The organism is Geotalea toluenoxydans JCM 15764, from assembly GCF_001311985.1.
In the GTDB taxonomy this organism is placed as follows: Bacteria; Desulfobacterota; Desulfuromonadia; order Geobacterales; family Geobacteraceae; genus Geotalea; species Geotalea toluenoxydans.
Genome location: NZ_BBCJ01000001.1, coordinates 164,420 through 182,179 on the forward strand (window position 1 = coordinate 164,420; position 17,760 = coordinate 182,179).

The 17,760-nt window shown below is 52.8% G+C and carries 26 protein-coding genes, 1 pseudogene and 1 riboswitch; of the genes and pseudogenes, 22 read left to right on the top strand and 5 right to left on the bottom strand.

What is annotated here, in order from left to right; translation table 11 throughout:
* Positions 1–34: 34 nt before the first annotated feature.
* The 17 genes from JCM15764_RS00805 (at position 35) to JCM15764_RS29125 (ending at position 8,835) form a co-directional block, all read left to right on the top strand.
* Complete coding sequence (locus JCM15764_RS00805) at positions 35–508, top strand: hypothetical protein (protein ID WP_243688076.1); 474 nt, start codon at positions 35–37, stop codon at positions 506–508.
* 77 nt (positions 509–585) lie between these two features.
* Complete coding sequence (locus JCM15764_RS20995; protein ID WP_243688077.1) at positions 586–729, top strand: hypothetical protein; 144 nt, start codon at positions 586–588, stop codon at positions 727–729.
* Positions 711–1,265, top strand: coding sequence for a hypothetical protein (locus JCM15764_RS00810; RefSeq protein WP_054691662.1), 555 nt, complete (start codon positions 711–713; stop codon positions 1,263–1,265). The genes JCM15764_RS20995 and JCM15764_RS00810 overlap by 19 nt, the downstream gene beginning before the upstream one ends.
* Positions 1,262–1,411, top strand: coding sequence for a hypothetical protein (locus JCM15764_RS21000; RefSeq protein WP_243688078.1), 150 nt, complete (start codon positions 1,262–1,264; stop codon positions 1,409–1,411). Before JCM15764_RS00810 ends, JCM15764_RS21000 begins: the two co-directional genes overlap by 4 nt.
* Before the next feature lie 174 nt (positions 1,412–1,585).
* Positions 1,586–2,338 carry a hypothetical protein gene (locus JCM15764_RS00815; RefSeq protein ID WP_054691664.1) on the top strand — a complete coding sequence of 251 codons (753 nt, stop codon included), beginning with the start codon at positions 1,586–1,588 and terminating at the stop codon, positions 2,336–2,338.
* 17 nt (positions 2,339–2,355) lie between these two features.
* The gene (locus JCM15764_RS25780) at positions 2,356–2,484 is read left to right on the top strand and encodes a hypothetical protein (protein ID WP_279384179.1); all 129 of its coding nucleotides are present in this window, start codon (positions 2,356–2,358) and stop codon (positions 2,482–2,484) included.
* A gap of 168 nt (positions 2,485–2,652) precedes the next feature.
* Complete coding sequence (locus tag JCM15764_RS00820; RefSeq protein ID WP_054691666.1) at positions 2,653–2,925, top strand: hypothetical protein; 273 nt, start codon at positions 2,653–2,655, stop codon at positions 2,923–2,925.
* Positions 2,926–3,170: 245 nt separating this feature from the next.
* Positions 3,171–3,722 (top strand): hypothetical protein, encoded by a 552-nt coding sequence (locus JCM15764_RS00825; protein ID WP_054691668.1) that lies wholly within the window; start codon positions 3,171–3,173, stop codon positions 3,720–3,722.
* A complete protein-coding gene (locus JCM15764_RS00830) occupies positions 3,710–4,081 on the top strand; it encodes a hypothetical protein (protein WP_054691670.1) in 372 nt (123 codons plus the stop codon). The genes JCM15764_RS00825 and JCM15764_RS00830 overlap by 13 nt, the downstream gene beginning before the upstream one ends.
* Positions 4,082–4,101: 20 nt before the next feature.
* Positions 4,102–4,320 (top strand): hypothetical protein, encoded by a 219-nt coding sequence (locus JCM15764_RS00835; protein ID WP_054691671.1) that lies wholly within the window; start codon positions 4,102–4,104, stop codon positions 4,318–4,320.
* Positions 4,321–4,325: 5 nt separating this feature from the next.
* A complete protein-coding gene (locus JCM15764_RS00840; protein WP_054691673.1) occupies positions 4,326–5,045 on the top strand; it encodes a hypothetical protein in 720 nt (239 codons plus the stop codon).
* Between the two features lie 50 nt (positions 5,046–5,095).
* Complete coding sequence (locus tag JCM15764_RS00845) at positions 5,096–5,368, top strand: hypothetical protein (protein ID WP_054691676.1); 273 nt, start codon at positions 5,096–5,098, stop codon at positions 5,366–5,368.
* Positions 5,369–5,563: 195 nt separating this feature from the next.
* Positions 5,564–5,860, top strand: coding sequence for a DUF167 domain-containing protein (locus JCM15764_RS00850; protein ID WP_054691678.1), 297 nt, complete (start codon positions 5,564–5,566; stop codon positions 5,858–5,860).
* Between the two features lie 40 nt (positions 5,861–5,900).
* Positions 5,901–6,473, top strand: coding sequence for a hypothetical protein (locus JCM15764_RS00855; protein WP_054691680.1), 573 nt, complete (start codon positions 5,901–5,903; stop codon positions 6,471–6,473).
* A gap of 108 nt (positions 6,474–6,581) precedes the next feature.
* Positions 6,582–6,773 carry a hypothetical protein gene (locus JCM15764_RS00860; RefSeq protein WP_054691682.1) on the top strand — a complete coding sequence of 64 codons (192 nt, stop codon included), beginning with the start codon at positions 6,582–6,584 and terminating at the stop codon, positions 6,771–6,773.
* A 218-nt stretch (positions 6,774–6,991) separates the two neighbouring features.
* Complete coding sequence (locus JCM15764_RS00865) at positions 6,992–8,599, top strand: carbon starvation CstA family protein (protein ID WP_243688079.1); 1,608 nt, start codon at positions 6,992–6,994, stop codon at positions 8,597–8,599.
* Positions 8,600–8,619: 20 nt separating this feature from the next.
* Positions 8,620–8,835 carry a hypothetical protein gene (locus JCM15764_RS29125; RefSeq protein WP_243688080.1) on the top strand — a complete coding sequence of 72 codons (216 nt, stop codon included), beginning with the start codon at positions 8,620–8,622 and terminating at the stop codon, positions 8,833–8,835.
* A 10-nt stretch (positions 8,836–8,845) separates the two neighbouring features.
* Here the strand turns inward: JCM15764_RS29125 and JCM15764_RS00870 are convergent, their stop codons facing one another.
* A complete protein-coding gene (locus JCM15764_RS00870) occupies positions 8,846–9,487 on the bottom strand; it encodes a DUF1579 domain-containing protein (RefSeq protein WP_243688081.1) in 642 nt (213 codons plus the stop codon).
* A 368-nt stretch (positions 9,488–9,855) separates the two neighbouring features.
* On the opposite strand from JCM15764_RS00870, the gene JCM15764_RS00875 reads away from it, so the two are divergent.
* Together JCM15764_RS00875 and JCM15764_RS21010 are read left to right on the top strand one after the other, a co-directional pair.
* Complete coding sequence (locus JCM15764_RS00875; protein WP_243688082.1) at positions 9,856–10,548, top strand: CopD family protein; 693 nt, start codon at positions 9,856–9,858, stop codon at positions 10,546–10,548.
* Positions 10,545–10,736 (top strand): hypothetical protein, encoded by a 192-nt coding sequence (locus tag JCM15764_RS21010; RefSeq protein ID WP_243688083.1) that lies wholly within the window; start codon positions 10,545–10,547, stop codon positions 10,734–10,736. Before JCM15764_RS00875 ends, JCM15764_RS21010 begins: the two co-directional genes overlap by 4 nt.
* Before the next feature lie 81 nt (positions 10,737–10,817).
* On the opposite strand, the gene JCM15764_RS00880 is transcribed toward JCM15764_RS21010, so the two are convergent.
* On the bottom strand, positions 10,818–12,179 hold the full coding sequence (locus JCM15764_RS00880) for a DEAD/DEAH box helicase (protein ID WP_054691683.1): 1,362 nt from the start codon (positions 12,177–12,179) through the stop codon (positions 10,818–10,820).
* Between the two features lie 121 nt (positions 12,180–12,300).
* Here JCM15764_RS00880 and JCM15764_RS00885 point away from each other — a divergent pair, with 121 nt between their 5' ends.
* Positions 12,301–12,729, top strand: a complete 429-nt coding sequence (locus tag JCM15764_RS00885) for a hypothetical protein (RefSeq protein WP_243688084.1) — start codon at positions 12,301–12,303, stop codon at positions 12,727–12,729.
* A 99-nt stretch (positions 12,730–12,828) separates the two neighbouring features.
* Here JCM15764_RS00885 and JCM15764_RS21015 read toward each other — a convergent pair whose 3' ends face one another.
* The 3 genes and pseudogenes from JCM15764_RS21015 to JCM15764_RS00895 all read right to left on the bottom strand — a co-directional run bounded on the left by JCM15764_RS21015 (position 12,829) and on the right by JCM15764_RS00895 (position 14,618).
* Positions 12,829–12,966: a hypothetical protein gene (locus tag JCM15764_RS21015; RefSeq protein WP_243688085.1), complete on the bottom strand. Its 138-nt coding sequence runs from the start codon at positions 12,964–12,966 to the stop codon at positions 12,829–12,831.
* Between the two features lie 29 nt (positions 12,967–12,995).
* The gene (locus tag JCM15764_RS00890; protein WP_243688086.1) at positions 12,996–13,499 is read right to left on the bottom strand and encodes a C40 family peptidase; all 504 of its coding nucleotides are present in this window, start codon (positions 13,497–13,499) and stop codon (positions 12,996–12,998) included.
* 110 nt (positions 13,500–13,609) lie between these two features.
* Positions 13,610–13,685: riboswitch (cyclic di-GMP riboswitch) on the bottom strand.
* A gap of 194 nt (positions 13,686–13,879) precedes the next feature.
* A pseudogene (locus JCM15764_RS00895) lies at positions 13,880–14,618 on the bottom strand (type 1 glutamine amidotransferase domain-containing protein).
* A gap of 243 nt (positions 14,619–14,861) precedes the next feature.
* Between JCM15764_RS00895 and JCM15764_RS00900 the strand changes: the two are divergent.
* Together JCM15764_RS00900 and JCM15764_RS00905 are read left to right on the top strand one after the other, a co-directional pair.
* The gene (locus tag JCM15764_RS00900) at positions 14,862–15,329 is read left to right on the top strand and encodes a DUF3015 family protein (RefSeq protein ID WP_054691741.1); all 468 of its coding nucleotides are present in this window, start codon (positions 14,862–14,864) and stop codon (positions 15,327–15,329) included.
* Positions 15,330–15,511: 182 nt separating this feature from the next.
* Complete coding sequence (locus tag JCM15764_RS00905) at positions 15,512–17,320, top strand: Lnb N-terminal periplasmic domain-containing protein (protein WP_054691743.1); 1,809 nt, start codon at positions 15,512–15,514, stop codon at positions 17,318–17,320.
* Positions 17,321–17,760: the final 440 nt, after the last annotated feature.

Sequence of the window (17,760 nt, forward strand, 5' to 3'; positions counted from 1 at the left end):
TTCGAACTTAGCCTTTCAAAAATCGGAGCACTTCTTGTTCTGTCCCCAATGCAAAACCGAGTACATCGATGGCATCAAAGAGTGCGCAGACTGCCGGATTTCCCTTGTCCATACCATCCCTGCAATCGTCCCGAAAGCCGCTGTTATACCTGAACCAGGATCAAGGTTGATCACGATAATGGAAACCGGCGATTCCTACGAATTTCTCACCGCTGCAGACGGTCTGCGGAATGCCGGCATACCGTTTACCGGCGATGAACACTACACCGGCGAGTTCCGCCCCAGCAAAATAGCACAGGCACCTTATGTCTGGACTCTGCTCGTGCCGGAAAACAGGGCAGAAGAGGCACGGCAGGTGCTTGATGGCGAACCGATCAGCGGCCCGGCTGCAGTCCACCTGATGAGCCACGACACCGCGGCACGAGAATACAGCACCACAGAAAAGGTGCTGCTTTTGGCTGTCTCCCTTATTCTTCTCAGCGGAATCGTGTTGCTGCTGAAGAAATGAGAGAAACAGAGGAACATAGTCTTATAATGGAACTGTTTTCACCACCCTGTCGGTGTGAAAGCCTTGGGTAGCTTCTGATGACCAACCTCACCAACCATAAAATCAACTTCACCGAGCGCTTAAAGCGCCGCCATGCCCTGCGGTTCCACATGTCGTTGATCCTGCTGGCCACGTTCAGTTCAGGCTCCTGGCGACCAAGCTCATGCTGGTGCTGGATATGACCAACGTCATGTGGCGCTACCCACTGGCGGTCTTTTTTGCCTATGGCGTATTCTTCGCTTCAGTCAAGATCTGGCTGCATTACATATCTCCCAGCGCGGCGGCAAAGAAAGCCCATGACAGTCATGTGGATGCGGGTGACCTGCTGCCCGACTTGCCCATCTCCGGTGGTGGGAGTTCAAACATCACACCTGCCTTTGAAGGGGGTGGGGGAGAATTCTCCGGCGCCGGCGCATCGGGAAGCTTCGAGGTTGACGGTCTACTTGCCGATACCGGCAGTCCCGTATTAGACGGTGCGGTCGATACTGGCAGCGGCATAGGGGATGTGGTTGGCGACGCGGCGGGGGAGGCCGTTTCGTCGGCATTGGGAGATGAAGGCGGTTGTCTGGTGGTGGTTATTATCGGCGTGCTGGCTGCGATGCTGGCGGTAATTGTCGGTGCCGGGGCCTACCTTGTCTACGAAGCGCCGTTCATTCTGTCTGAGGCGGCATTCGAATTCATCCTGGCGGCGAGCCTTTGCGCGGGGCCAGGCGCATGAACAGCGGCGACTGGTGGGGGAGTGTGTTCAAAACGACCGGCATTCCTTTCTTCGTCACCCTGGCACTGGCATTTCTTGCCGGCTACCTGATGCACCGTTACTTTCCCGGCGTAACCAGAATTGCTGAATTGATAGCACATTTATGAATTTGGGGTCATGCATGTGTCGCAGTAACTGTCGAAAAGTGACCAGGCTCTGCCGGATCTTTGTCTATGGACATAACCTATAGGATCGATGGGAGGAAATATGCCGATCAAAGTAACTTGCAGTTGCGGCGCAACAGCCATGGTAAAGGATGAATATGCCGGACGGACGGGAGAATGCCGTACCTGCAAGGTCCAATTGTCGTCGGGCAATCGCCAGTCCTTGATGCTGTAACTATCCCGGCTGCGCCGACTCTTGACTTTACCCAGCCAACGGTTGAGCGGATGGCTCCTGAACCCCCACGGGTAAAGCCGTCCTCTCCGGCGTCGGATCCCACCTTCAGTCGGGACATCTTTCTGCTGCGGCAAAAGCACCTGGCGATCAACGAGAAATATGCAGTGTGGGACGAAAATGGCAGCGATCTCCTCTTCATCGAGCGGCCGGCACATCTGTTGCGCAATCTGCTGGCCTTGTTTGGTGGATTGACTGCCGGCGGAGCCATGTTCGTCCTGCTTGGATTCACCTTTCAGAGCATGCCCCAGGCCGTGCAGGTCGGCTATCTCCTGTTCGGCAGCCTTATTGCCGTCATTGTCATCATTGCCGTTTACGTTCGCCTGGAGCAGAAACGCCACGTGGAGTTTTATCGGGACGAATCCCGGAGCACCAAGGTCTTGAGGGTAATTCAGGATAAGAAGTTCGAGATCATCACCGCAACCTTCACGGTTACCGATGCGGCCGGCAAGGCCGTCGGCACCTTCCGCAAAAATTACCTCTACGACCTGCTGCGCAAGAAGTGGGAGTGCCGTGACCTGCACGGCAACCTGCTCTTCATTGCCCGGGAAGATTCCATTATCAAATCCCTGCTGCGGCGTCTTTTGGCCCATTGTTCGGCCTATTGCGCGTCAACTTCATTTTCTGCGAACCGGTGAACGGAGAGGTCGTCGGAATGTTCAATCGCTCGTTCACCATTCTCGATCGGTACGTTCTCGATATGACCCAGGACAATGGACAGCGGATCGACCGGCGGCTGGCGCTGGCCATGGGGGTTCTGCTGGATACCGGCGAGCGGCGGTGAAAGGGAAGGAGTTTCCAGGAGTTACAGAGTCAGCTGATTACCCGTCATCAAAATTTCTCCACTGGCAGTGTGCCAGTAAGAAGCAATGGTGCCAGGCTTGCAATTATGCAATTCGCCTTTGTATAGGGTTCTGAGGGCAGTACTATAAAATTTGTAGGAGCAAATATTATGATCTTTTCAATTAGCTGTACCCGTGACATTGTCGGTTATCGCATTGACGTGCAGATAAAGGCTGAGGGATCAGAAGCAATTACTCTGGTCAGTACGAGTTACGAAGGTTCTTCGTTGGCTGACGACCAATTATCTCCACCTGAAGTTCAGTATCAACGCATTTTTTCACAGGTGGGCGGATACACGCCGGGAGTGGAACGCACGGTTAAGGTAACAGCGACCACCGATGCCGGCAAACAAAAAACAGCAAGTAAAAGGTGGCAAGATTAGCCATTGTTCAGGAAGTAACGCAGGGGAGCAGGTATAGCACAGACGGTTTATAGTTGCCCCCGCGCAATCACCAATAAGGGAAAGGATAAAGGCCGGCCCTTGACATGGGACAAAGTGCAGTAGTTGAGGACGAAACAGCCGGGGAGTCTCGTGTCGAAGGCGACCTTCTGTTTTTCAAAAATTTGCCGGCCAATGAGGCTACGTAGTCTGACCCAGAATCCACAGACTTAATATCGGAGGGCTGGATGGCAGGAGAAACTGAAACAAAATCATGCTCGGTCTGTGCAGAGACAATCCGCAGGGATGCACGGAAATGCAAGGTCTGCGGCTGTTATCAGACGTCTTTCGCCCGTGCTATGGATGTTGTGAGTTCATCCTTTGGAGTCATAGCCGTCATTGTTTCGGTGTGCACGACGCTGTATGTGACCTATGTTACCTATGCCTCTATTTCCGGCAGAATAAAGATGTTCTGCAGGCTGGTAGATAATAGCTCCATAGCGATTAATGCCGGCAAAACGGGCAATATTCCCGCAACCATAGAAAAGGTTACCATGCGGGTCATATCCAGAGGGAGCAGTACCGAACCTAAGGAACTTGCCAGGAAAGAGAAATCGACATTTCCGGTTGTCACACCCAGAACCTATTCCACGTACATCTACCAGAATGAAGCCAGTGATGTGCCTACGGCATTCGATCCGGGCGGGGATAGCGAATGCAAATACGAGATTACGGTGCTGTTTCGGGATCTGACCGATAATGACACGACTCTGAAGGAGACGTTGCCATGCATAAAATGATTGTCGCTCTGCTGCTGCTCTGCATAGGGACTCCTGCTGTCGCGACAGGGGAGGACCCACCTCGCCTGAAAATTACCGTTTTCAGGTATATCGGCATGAATGAGAGGGAGAACTCCTACAACGACCTTGTGATGAGACGGCTTAAAGAAAAAGTGGACGATATCAAGCGGGAGTTTGCCGATTCAACGTATATCAAGGGGCTCTTCGTCGAACGGGGCATCCGTGAACCCAGGAGTTATGAAGAATTTGTCGATCAAGCCAAGGCTCTGCAGGCATTCACCGGAGCCATGGACCAAAGCCGCCTCCATACGACCATCTACCTTTGCAAGTTGCGGGGAAGCTTCCCAAGGAAAAGGTAACCATTTCGACGAAAATTGCCATGGCTGAATACCAGGAGCTTCGAGATCTCTACAAAATGGTTACCCTCTATGCTCTTGCGATGGATGCCAAACGGCTGCACAAGACCGCCGAGGCAATCCGATTCCTGCAGAAGGCTAACAGTCTGAGCTATGGGAGAAATGTAAGCAAAGGTGATGACACTGCCATGTTGATAAGGGCCATAAAAACCGAGTTGAAGAATCTTAGCGGGAAGGGGTAACCGTGATGTTGATACGTCTTGTTTTGGCTCTGATGGTTTTGCATCTCATTTCCGGCAATGCATCTGCCGAAAAGTTTCGGCTTCTGCTTCCTCCCTTCTCCGGCGATCCTGTAGGCAAAAACGTCTCATCCTTTCTTAACATCGAGATACTGAAGTCCTTTCGGATAAACACTCTGGAAAAAGGCCGCTCAATCAGGCGTGCCACCATTAATCATAAGGATCTCGTGCTTTCGAACCATTCAAGTGCAGAAGGAGCGGGGCGGAGAACAAAATCGGATATGGTGTACTGGGGAAAGGCTTTCAAATACGGTGACGGTGTTATCGTTGAAAGTTCTCTGACCATTCCTGCGGACAAGCTGCCGAAAGGTTCGTTCTGGGTGGTCAAAAGCCCAAAGGCGAAGGCACAGCTTTCTATCGACTTACCGAACCGCTACTATGAGTTCAAACCATTCCTTTTGGACAGAAAGATCTACAAAGAGTACACCGATGTCTCCCAGGCGGTCGTCTACACCGACCGTGCTTTCAGGACCCCTGTAGGAAAGGTTGGCCCGGTGTTCAGGGCCATATCCATGGAGTATGAATCCATAAAGGTGAAGTATCAGGGAAAAGAAGGGTACATCAAATACCCGGCAATATCAGAGAAACCCGAGGGCGCCATTAACTTCATCAACGGGATTATCAGGGTCTTGCGTGGCGATCGGGTCCGCGGGAAACAGAGCTGCTGAAGGTTCTGGACGCTCAAGATGTTTCCCGTGAGGTACAGGAAGATACCCGGTTGTTTCTTGGGTATCTTGCTTTCGCTACAAAGGACTATGCCCAAGGGAATAAGTATCTGCGAGAGGCCTATGACATAAACCCGTATTCTGTAACGGTTGTCAAATACTACCTGACAGGTCTTATAGCAGCGTCACTGTCACCTGATGGGACGCCAAATATAGATGTTGTCGAGCAGGTCGCCGGTTTATTGAAGCAGAATGAAAAATTATTCGAACCGGGTGACACGTGGCTTGCTGCATGTCAGAAGATTCTTGAGGCTGGGAAGCAATAGTTGCTCTGTGAGAAAGAGGTATGTGGGAGGATAAAGGTGGGGAATTCCAGGGACAGCATACGTAATTTCGGCTTCGGGCGATTGTAGTGCCCTTGAACCAGCCCCAAACGGCCACTCAAAGAGAAAACCAAGGGGAAGTTTAATACGAGGTGGACCCCAAGGTGGACCGTACTTGAGGCTTGACACCGGAGAAATATGAAGAAACAGTTTTGTGCCTGGGATGGTGATACGCTGGTGCTTAATATACTCGGCACTCCCAATGCCAAACGGGACGCCATCGGCAAGGTGAAGGGGCATCAGCTTTGTGTCAGTGTGACGGCGGTTCCCCGTGCCGGGCGGGCGACCGACCATATGGTGCGGTTTCTGGCCGAAGAGTTTGGCGTCTCCGTCAGCGATATTCAGGTTGTGTTCGGGCGGATGAATGTCAATAAACAGCTGCGGATCAAGGCGCCCAAACGGTTGCCCTCAGTCATCGGGCAGCAGGAATTATGATAGTTCGGATAACATTCAATCTAATTTAGCGGAGGACGTCGTGGGAAAATTCTTGTTTATGCCGATGGTATTACAGCAGATGGCCCAGGAAAAATTCTTCAGGAGGATCTGCGCAATCGCCCTGCGACTTTTGGCCCTGGTCGCGATATTTGCCGGGCTCAGCGGTTTCGTCCACATCTGGAATCATATTGTCAAGCAGCGGGGAAGCGAGATCCCCGGCGGCGTCATTTTTATCCTGCTGTTTGCGGTGGCGGTGTACATGGTGGCGCATACCCTCCTGATCCGCGCCGAACAGTTGCTGGAGCTGCCGGAGACCGAATTCGGCATCGTCTCCATCGCCTCTGTTTTTCTCAGGCTCGGCGGCGAAGTCTATGCCGGTTTTGCAGTCCCCATAGCGGTCGGCGGCGGCATCTTCATCTGGTTCGGTGGTGAGGACGCGAGGGATTTCATCGGAAGCATGACCCCCATGGTGAAGGGGTTCGGCGACGGGACCTTTCTCGGTGGGATCGAATACATGCTGGGAGGTGGCTTCTGCGCTTTGTTGGTACTGCTCCTCTCCTATCTCCTGGCAGAGCTCCTGGAGATCGCGCTGAAGCTGACTGGCCCCCGTTAAATTCTATTCTTCAAAAATCAAAAAGGATTCAAGACCGACACATCCCTGAAGACCTTCATCGGCCGGGGCAGCGGAGAATCGCTGCAGACGAAGGTCCAGGGAGACAGCATGTCCTGGCACCTTCAGGCCATGCGGCGGTATGAGCGAAATGCTGAAAGTGACATTGCGAGGGTCAATGCCGAATTTAAAGCACGGCACAGGCAGTTTACGGTTTCAAAATATTCCATAGCCTGCTCTGCAATTAGCCTTGGCCTTGGCGCAGCACTTCTCATTGCCGCAATTATCTTTGCTCTTACCTGAAAAAAGCCCGAGGTTCTTTAAAAGTGAGTTTTTCAGGATCTCCGGGGCTCCTTGATTTGCCGATCTCTGTAAAACAAATTCTTAAGCCGATAATCAGCGCGTCAGGCACAGGTCGCGATTTTTAGGGCGAGATTTTATCTTGCACTGCGTCACAAAGAGTAGCACTTTATGGGGAGCCCGAAATTTAGACCTGATCAAATCAAGAAGAGGACCGGTTTATGAGTGTCATTTACCTGCTGATATCCGCTCTCTGCGTCCTAGCGCTGGCGTACCGTTACTACTCGGCCTTCATTGCCGCGAAGGTGTTGATGCTGGACGACCGCAACGTGACGCCCGCCGTTACCTGCAATGACGGCAAGGACTATGTGCCGACCAACAAATGGGTTGTTTTTGGCCATCACTTTGCGGCCATTGCGGGAGCCGGGCCGCTGATCGGTCCCACGCTGGCAGCCCAGTATGGTTGGGGGCCCGGATTCTTCTGGATTCTGCTGGGATCTGTTTTTGCCGGCTGCGTCCATGACATGGTCATCCTCTTTGCCTCGATCCGCCACCAGGGGCAGTCCCTGTCGGTGATCGCGAAAAAGGATGTGAGCAGGCTGACCGGTATTACCACCGCCTTCGTTACCCTGTTTATCATCATCGTTGCCCTGGCCGGGCTGGCCGTGGCCGTTGCCAATGCCCTTTACAACAACCCCTGGGGTGTGTTCACCATCGGCATGACCATTCCCATAGCCATGGTGGTGGGTCTCTACATGTTCAAGTTCAGGCCGGGAGCAATCCTGTCGGGGACGGTCTTCGGCGTGATCGCCGTCCTTGCCGCCGTCTATTTCGGGGCGCCCCTTGCCCAATCCTCCATCGCCCCATGGTTCACCTTCAGCAAGGAGAGCCTTTCCATCATCCTGCCGGTCTACGGTTTCTGTGCCGCGGCTCTGCCCGTATGGCTTTTGCTGGCGCCGCGGGATTATCTCAGCACCTACATGAAGATCGCAGTTATCGGCGGGTTGGCACTGGGGCTTCTCTTCGTCAACCCGACTGTGCAGATGCCCTTTGTCACCCGGTTCATCAGCGGCAACGGACCGATCATCCCCGGACCGGTCTGGCCCTACGTTTTCATTACCATCGCCTGCGGCGCCATTTCCGGGTTCCATGCCCTGATCGGGTCCGGCACCACCCCGAAAATGCTGGAAAAGGAAACAGAGGTACGCATGGTGTCCTACGGCGCCATGCTGACCGAAGCCTTTATCGGCCTGATGGCGCTCCTTGCTGCGGTGACACTGGTGCCTAACGATTACTTTGCCATCAACACATCGTCCGCTGTCTTTGCCAAACTCAACATGCCGGTCAAGAACCTGCCCGAGTTGTGCAGCCTGGTGGGGCTCGACGTGGCCCACCGCCCCGGCGGGGCCATCTCTCTGGCGGTCAGTACTGCGTACATCTTCTCCAATATCGGCGATGGGCTGCAGCATACCATGAAGTACTGGTTCCAGTTCATAATCATGTTTGAAGCGCTCTTCATTCTGACTACGATCGACGCGGGAACCCGGGTGGCGCGGTACATCCTGCAGGATATCCTGGGGCATCTCCATGCCCCGTTCAAACAGACCAACTGGCTGCCGGGAGTCATCCTGACCAGCGGTGCAGTCTCATTTGCCTGGGGGTATATCCTCTATACCGGCGATGTATCCTCCATCTGGCCCATGTTCGGGGTAACTAACCAGACGCTGGCAGCCCTGGCGCTGGCCATCGGCACGACGATCATCCTCCGTATTTCGGCCAAAAAGAAGTACGCCCTCATCACGCGCTGCCCTGTGCCTTCATCACGGTGACGACCTTTGCAGCAGGGTTAATGAACATCAAGCTCTACCTGGCGAAAGGGATGATGCTCAATACCGTTCTCAGCATCGTCATCATTGCTCTGGTGACAGTCATCATCGTGGAAAACGTCCGGGTCTGGCTGACGCTTCTCAGGACGGCTAAGCCGGTCGGCATGAATGACGAGCGGGAGAAAATATACTGCCCCCTCGTTTCCCCTCACGCACCTGATGATCTGCCCCTTGCGTGAGAAAAAGGCACTATACAAGGTGTCGCCCCTTCGGTTGGTCGTCGAACCACATGAATAGGTAATTTTTCTGAATTATCGGCACCGTGGTTTCTCCCTGCTGTGTCCCAGGGGCATCACTTCTTCCGGGTGTAAGTACCTCCATCATCTTCTCTTCTTTGCCACTTTTGCCGGTGCTGTACATTTCCATGGCCAAAGTATCGTTATCCACGATCCTTGTCACGGAACGCCACTCCATGGGACCTTGGATAGGGTCGTCGTATCTGCTTACCTGGGTGATACTTCTTTCATCCGCGCCCATATCTCCTTCAAATAAGTAGATGCCGGTGCCCATGGTATCCATCCAGGTAGAGACAAACTTTTTGGTGTTGTTGTCGTACCCCATGAAGCCGATGCCGTTGAATGGACTACCCATCATGTCGCCGCTGAACTCCTGCTGTAAAAAACGTCCATCGAGAACCATTTTCTGTTCGCAGGCGCCAGTGGTTTCCGTGGGAGGCTTGTCAGGTTCCATCCACGACTTCATCCTGGCATTCCAGCTTCCCGCCATCCTGGACAACAGCCTGTGGGGAGCGCCTGGCGTTGCCAGCTTCTTGTACGCTTCCATCATCGCCTGCATATCCATCTTGCCTTCTTGTCTCTCTTCTGCGGCCATGAGATACCTCCCTGTAGAGTATTCACCCGAGGCCGCCGCCGGGCAGCGGTCTGGTGAATGGGCTTATCAGCAATGGGTTCTTAATCAAAGTCTATCGAAAAAGGATTGTGGCACAAGGGAACCGGCAAGAGGGGATTCTGATTAAATAATTATAGTGTTAATGTCGTTGAATCCACTCTGCACTTGCCTTATATTTCCATAAACTTAATTAAGATAACCATATACTGCCACTATTTCAGAATTCCTGGTAGTTGCGCAAAAGAAAAGGTACTCCTCCTGTCAAGTATCCCTGTGTCTATCCAAAAAACAAAAGAAGGGGCGTCATGTTTAAAAATGTTTATAAGCTTTTAGCAGGTGCATTTTTAGTTGTGACATTCATATTGTGTTCGTCGCAGCGTGCCAGCGCGACCGAAGAGTATGCCAAAGAGACCGGTCAGACGTGTGCGTCCTGCCACCTTGACCCGGCCGGCGGCGGCGAACTTACACCGGCAGGCAGGGCATTCGCTGCTTCACATTCCCCTGAGACACATAGCTTCAAGACAGGCATTGCCCCCAGAGTATTCCGCCTTCTGATCGGCTACATCCACTTCTTGACCGCCATTTTCTGGTTCGGAACGATCCTCTATGTGCATCTGGTCCTCAAACCGGCATATGCAGCCAGCGGTCTGCCGCGCGGCGAGTTGCGTGTTGGAATTTTCTCCATGGCCATCATGGGGATGACAGGCGCAATACTTACATTTTACCGGTTTAACGCCCTCGACACCCTGCTTCATACCCGCTTCGGAATTCTCCTTCTCATGAAGGTTTCCCTCTATTTGGTCATGGTTATTTCTGCCGTGATCGTCATTACCGTAATCGGCCCGCGTCTCAGGGCGAAAAGGAAGGAACCGGTATCTGTTGTCGAAGCAGGTGATTTAACACCGGAGGGACTGGCACACTGTGACGGGAAAGAAGGGCGCCTGCATATTTTGCCTTTGAAGGTAACATCTATGACGCATCTGGAAGCCGTTTGTGGAAACAGGGGCTGCACATGGGTCGACACCAGGCTGGAGCCGACTTGACAGAAGCCCTTAAACTTGCTCCCCATGGACAGGATAAAGTATCGGCAATGAGGGCGGTTGGTTTACTTCTTGCCGCTGAACCCAAAAGAATGGCACTGCACGAAAGAGTTTTCTACTTCATGGCATACATGAATCTTTCCATCGTTCTCATAATCATTCTGATTCTTTCTCTCTGGCGTTGGGCATAATTGCAGTGCCGATGATGATGTGGATGCTATCAAGGACACCACAGAGATCGTACGAAAGGCTTTCCCTTTCCTTTTTAACTCCTACCGCTCTCTGCTCCGCCGCCGACCGAGCTTGGGGGCGGGGCGCTCGATGGCGGCCTTATTCCGGCCGAGAGATGAGGCCTTCGACGAAGCTTTCGCCTGCTTCGCCGGAGCTTTCGCCTGCTTCGCCGGAGCCTTCGCCTGCTTCGCCGGTCTTGCCTCTCTCTTCCTGGCCTTTGACGGGCCGTTGTCCGGCTTGATTTTGTTGGCGCCACTCCGTTTGACTGCATACTGGGGGAATTCCGCCAGCTCTTTCAGCGGAATGTTAAATTTAAGCAGCTTTTCTATCGCCTTCAGCAGCGGCTGTTCTTCATGGCTCACCAGCGAGAGGGCAACCCCGTCCTTTCCGGCACGGCCGGTACGACCGATGCGATGGACATAGTCTTCGGGAACCTGTGGGAGGTCGTAATTCACCACATGGGGCAGGTGCTCGATGTCCAGTCCCCGTGCTGCCACATCGGTTGCCACCAGCACGCGAAATTCACCGCGCTTGAACTCGGCCAGGGTGCGATTCCGAATAGACTGGCTCTTGTTGCTGTGGATTGCGGCAGCTTTGATCCCATCGTAAAGCAGCTCTTCAGTCAGTTTATCGGCGCCGTAGCGGGTGCGGGCGAAGACCAGCACCTGGCTCCATTTCCCCCTGCTGATCAAGAACGAAAGCATTTCCCGCTTGCGGCTCTTTTCAACCTGGTAGACTGCCTGGGTCACTGCGTCAGCGGTGATACTGCGGCGTGCTACTTCTATGTGCCGCGGCTTGTTGAGCAGGTCGTCTGCAAGCTGCTTGATGCTCTGGGAATAGGTCGCCGAAAAGAGCAGCGTCTGGCGCTTTTCGGGCAGGTACTCCGCCACTTTCTGGATATCATCTATAAAACCCAGATCGAGCATCCGGTCGGCCTCGTCAAGGACCAGAAACTTGATCCGGGAAAGGTTCACCGTCCCCCGTTCCGCGTGATCCAGCAGCCGCCCGGGCGTGGCGACGACAATATCGACTCCTCGGTGCAGCCGCTCGATCTGGGCCTGAATATTTACCCCGCCATAGATCATGGTGGAGCGAAGCGACAGGCGCCGGGCGTAGTTGTTCATCTGTTCGCTGACCTGGGCTGCCAGCTCGCGGGTAGGAACCAGAACCAGGGCGCGTGGCCGACGACGCTTTTCCGGGGGAATGTTTTCGCCCAGCATCTGTACGATCGGCAAGGCAAAGGCTGCTGTCTTGCCGGTGCCGGTCTGGGCGCCGGCAAGCAGGTCGCATCCCTCAAAGATAACCGGGATCGCTTGTGTCTGGATGGGGGTCGGCATGGTGTACCCCTGGCTGGCAATGGCACTCAACAGTTCGACGCGCAGGCCGAGAGGATCAAAGGACATGTATCGTACTCCTGAATGTAAGCGTGGCAGCTTGACTGGGAAAACAAAAACCACAGGCAGAACCTGTGGTTCGAAAGTATTTCATGTATAGCACGTCATCCCTGTGGCGACAATGTCTTTCATGGCCAGATCTGTTTGGGTGGGTTTGAATTCATCCAGCCACAGTGGTATCCTCTTTTCAGGTATCGAGGTGACAATGAACGGCATCATTTTCGTTTACAACGCCGACAGCGGCCTTTTCAACACCCTCACCGACATTGCCCACAAGGTGTTTTCACCAGAAACCTATTCATGCAACCTCTGCGCAATTACCCACGGCAACTTCGGCATGCGACAGGAGTGGAAGGATTTCCTGGAGACGCTGGAGATATCCATGCAGTTTCTCCACCGCGACGAGTTCCATGAGCGTTACGGGATGCAGGGACTGGCGCTGCCGGCGGTGCTGGTGCAGGAAGGGGGACAGCTTCGCCTGCTTGTTTCGGCAGACGAAATCGGCCGATGTGCCGATATGGCGGATCTGAAGGGGCTGTTGCAGGAAAAATTGAAGTAGTACATGGTTGATTCGGGAGAGGACAGGCTGTCTTGTCTCAGGGTAAGAATGCAGCCTGTCCTTTCAATATTGTGTGGCGCTAAACCGGTGCGCTCAGCATCAAATGTCCACCAGCTCCTTTTCCAACTCCTCCGTTCCCGCAACCTCCCAAAGGTTTCCCCCTCCATCTGACGGAATGCGGCGAGCTCCAAGGAAGCGGGAGAGGAAATAGGGGGTATCTACTCTGGAAATCATCACTCTCCCACCTTCGGAAGAGGCGTGAATCATCAGTCGTTGCCGATATAGATCCCGACATGGGAAGGGAAGCCTGCATATGTACGGTAAAAGAGAAGGTCACCCTTCTGCAGCTCTCCGGGTGACACATCTTTCCCAAGTGCATATTGCTCTCGTGCCGTTCGCGGCAGCGACAGACTTTGAGATGCAAATACCTTTCTCACGAAAGCGGAGCAATCGATACCGGCATAGCTGCTTCCTCCGAAACGGTACCTGATCCCGAGCAGACCGAAAGCCTTTTGCAGCACTGCATTTTCCTGAGGTTCCAATTCCGATACGAGATATTGTTCTTCCAAATGCAAGGGACGCTGACGGGAATCATTGTGTGAAATCTTTCTGGATGACTGCTTCATTTTGATGGCAACAGCTTTCTTCTTGCTGGCAGCTGCTACTTTTTTCTCCTTGATGCGGGCAGCTTCACTGTTGGACACGACAACCAGAAACGAAAAAACCATGAACAGGGAGAAGAGCAGAAGCAAGCGACGACGAATCGACATGGTGCAACACCTCCATTTGTTATTCCAGCGGCCAGAACTCTTTAATCACCTCCTTGCCCCGCTTTTCAATCCGCTGTAAAAAAGAAAGCCGGGTGCCGGAAATGTGATATTTCGGCAGCCCGGCTGTCTACTGGAGACCCATGGGTTTTCCGCCCCATCCTCGCGGATGGTTTAGTATTGTCGTCTATCGTGAAAATTTTTAATCTATGTGCAAGATGAATTCCTTCTTTTTCGAATTACAGATAATCTACTGAGATTATTTAATTTATTTTCTGCCATTTTTCGGCCTGAGAAATTTTTGATAGACAAATAGCTACTTAATAGGTCCCATCTCTGACAAAAATTGTCACCAATGAGGAGTCATTAGGAGTGTTATCATCTTACATGCCTGCATGCCTGGGCTGCGCTTTTCTGCGACTCATGGCTACCGCGCCAATGGCGATGGCTCCGATACCCAGGGCAGTACGGACTGTCGGGGTCGGCATCCACTTCATGGCTGTGAGCATGGCCTTGGGCGGCTCATTCCTCTGGGGCGCCGATGCTGCATGGGCAGGCGCCCGCTCTGCATAGGGGGCGGCACCGGAGAATGCATCTATAATCGCCGGAACAAAATCCATCAAGTCCTGTGGACCTCTGCTGGTGATAATGTTGCCGTCGCGGACCACGGCCTGATCGAGCCAGGTCGCCCCTGCATTTACCACGTCATCACGGATACCGGGCCACGAAGTTATGGTCCGCCCCCGCAGCATACCAGCCGAGGCCAACACCCACGCCCCATGACAAATGGTGGCAATGGGCTTGCCGGATACATCGAATGAATGGACGAACTCTCTGGCCTCGGCAGACTGGCGCAACAAGTCCGGGTTGATGAAGCCGCCGGGGATGAATATACTCGTAGTTCTTGGGATCGGCCTCTTGCACAGTCATGGTTACCTGAACCTTTCCGGCAGGCTCATGCATGTTCACACCTCTGATACGACCTGGCCTGAGCGAGATCACGTCTACTGTCGCCCCTGCCAGCCGTAGCGCTTTAAGGGGGACCTCCAGTTCCACCTTTTCAAAGCCATCTGCGGCAAGTAATGCGATGCGCTGGCCATCGAGCCTGGTGCTTTCGATCATGGCAACCTCCTTTTGTGGATATCACTTTAATTTTCTTTCACCATTTGAGCATGTCAAGGGGATGCGGTTATATCTGCCCATCTTTAGCCCTTGCCGTCGGAACTAAGCGATGGCTGGAAATTCCTTTATTATTTCAGGGAATTTGACAAATCCCATTACGACAGTATTATTTCCACTGACATTTCTGACCTGTTATTCGCATCCCCCTTCGGGAGAGGGAATTTTACTTCTAAGGAGGCACATATGAAAAAGGTTCTGTTGTTATTGGCTTTAACCATTGCCCTGACAGGCAGTGCATTCGCAGGCCAGGCTACCCAGAACACCGGCTGCGGTCTGGGGACCTTGCTCTGGCAAAACAAGGCAGATAACTCCATCCTGTTCCAGGTATTCCAGGCTACCACAAACGGATCGTTCGGCAATCAGACCTTCGGCATTTCCTCCGGCACCTTGGACTGTCAGCAACCCTCCAAATTCGTCCAGAACGAGAAGCTCATGCACTTTGTCCAGTCCAACATGGATAATCTGGCCAAAGATATGGCCATGGGGAAAGGTGAGACCTTGAACACCTTTGCCGAAATGCTCGGTGTCGCTCCCTGGCAGCAGGCTTCCTTCAATACAAAGGTCCAGGCCAACTTCGGCAGGATATTCACTTCTGAAAAAGTTGTCCTGGCAGAGGTGATCGACAATACCATCACCGTCATGAACAACTGACCAGCCAAATCAATTGAAGCAAAGGTAGACAGCATTTTGTCTACCTTTGCTTGTCTTAGCGGATACGAATAGTGACCTTTTCTTTACCATTTCCCCCTCTGTCGCTGCTACTTTCACTCCTCTTAAGCATTTCTGTTTACCCCATATTCTTGTCGCAGGCCAAGGCTGAAACTGAACCGCACATGGATAGCATGTTGGTGCGGGCCGGCCAGCTCGTGCTGGACGAGGAACGAACGTGGGAGGTGCTGCTCCACTATACCAAAACCTATGGGGGAGGGTATAAAAGCAGGATCGATGATGGGAAGTTTTTCCTGGCCCCGAACGGCAGGACCGACAAAAAGGCCGAACTTGAAGCTACCGTGAAAAGCTTTTTCAAAACTGCCAAGGACGGAGAGCATACCGCTTGCCGTTTTCCGGCACGTTACGAGTGGCTCAAAGAAAAACTGGAGATTGACCCGGCACAGCTGCCGGCGTTTACCTGTTCTGAAAAGGATAAGATCTTCAAGGAAGTGGATGCAAAATCGGCGGTGCTGGTTTTTCCAGTGGGCCACATCAACAGCCCCGCATCCATGTTCGGCCATACTCTGCTGCGCATTGACGGCAGCAGCCAAAGCAACCTTGTCTCATATGCAGCGAATTATGCTGCCATTACCACCGACAGCAATGGCCTGGTCTATGCCTGGAAAGGGCTGTTCGGCCTGTACCAGGGCTTTTATTCCATAAATCCATATTACCTGAAGGTGAAGGAGTACAACGACCTGGAACACCGTGACATGTGGGAATACCGACTGAAATTATCCGAAGATGAGGTCAGGCGGATGCTGAACCACATCTGGGAGCTGCAGAATATCCATTCGCCCTATTACTTCTTTGACGAGAACTGTTCCTACAATCTGCTTTTCCTCATCGAGTCGGCCCGCCCGGAACTGCACCTGACAGACAAGACAGGTATTTTTGTCCTGCCAACCAATACCATCAATATTGCCATGGAAAAGGGACTCCTGGAGAGTGCCCGTTATCGGCCCTCCCAAGGCACGAGGATCAGAAAGATTCTCTCCCTCCTGGACCGGACGGACCAGCAGTTGGCGTTCCATATGGCCATGGGAGCAAAAGCCCCGGAGGTTTTGAGGGTTCTTGATCGCGCGGACGTGACAAGGATCAAGGTACTGGATCTGGCTGCCGAGTTCGTTCAGTTCAGGCTGTCGAGGGAAGAAATAGACAAGACTGCTTATTCCGGGCTGTACCTGAAGATTCTGGCGGAGAGAAGTCGCCTGGGAGCGGCTCCCGATGATTTGTACAAGCTGCATGAGCCATCGACGCCGGAAACAGGTCATCGAACTACAAGGGTATCAGTGGGGGGAGGGATACGAAAGGGGGAGCCATACGGCGAGGTCAGGCTTCAACCGGAGTTTCACGCTCTGCTCGATCCTGACCAGGGATACCTCAGGGGGGCGCAGATCAAGTTTCTGGACACTGCTTTAAAATACAATTTTTCCACGGATAAGCTGCAGCTCAGGTACCTTCACGTCATCGACATCTTCTCCATTGCTCCCAGGGACGTCTTTTTCAAGCCGAAGTCCTGGAAGGTCAATGCCGGGATGGAAAGGGAAGCCATGGCAAGCGGCGAAGACCACCTCATTGGCAGGCTCAATACCGGCGGGGGCTATGCCTATGATTCACCATTCAACGGCATCATGTACTTGTTTGGTGAAGTGGATATCAACGGGGGTGGTGGAATCAGAGCCGGAGTTACAGCTGGTCCCGGAATCAGCATTGGCGATGTGGAACAGCTGACCGACTGGTGGAAACTTCACTTTTCAGCCCGAGGTTTCATCTATAAAGTCGGAGATGATCGCCATAGCCTGAAGTTTTCCCTCGGGCAAAACTTCCGCCTGAGCAGGAACAACAGTATCAACATCGAAAGCTCCCAGGAATTCGTCAATGGTCATTCCATACCGGAAGCCTCAATATTCTGGAATCACTACTTTTAATCAGGTAAGTATGTATCCCGGTACGCCGGTCTGTGCATGTACCAACCCCGGTTTTCTTCATCAAGTTACACAGAGAAAGAAATCCTTTCTCCAAAATTCACTTTATCAGGTAAAAGTTAGCCTTGAAAAAGGTGTGATTGTCTGTATGATCGAGCTCAAATCAACCTCATGCGGCTCATTACCGCAGTATGCAATGGAGATGGCATGCCTATTAAAACACTTGATCTTAACTATGCGGCTTACGAGCAGAATTTTAATTACCGAATGGGCTTTGACACTGCCTACCACACCCAAAACTTCATCTATAGCAATCTGGTTAATGGGGTCTTCGTCGATCCTCCAATGGTGCAGGTGTTGACCCAGTTCCTGCAACCGGGAGATACGTTTATGGACATCGGGAGCCATATCGGCTACTACTCCCTGCTGGCCCGGCAAGTTAT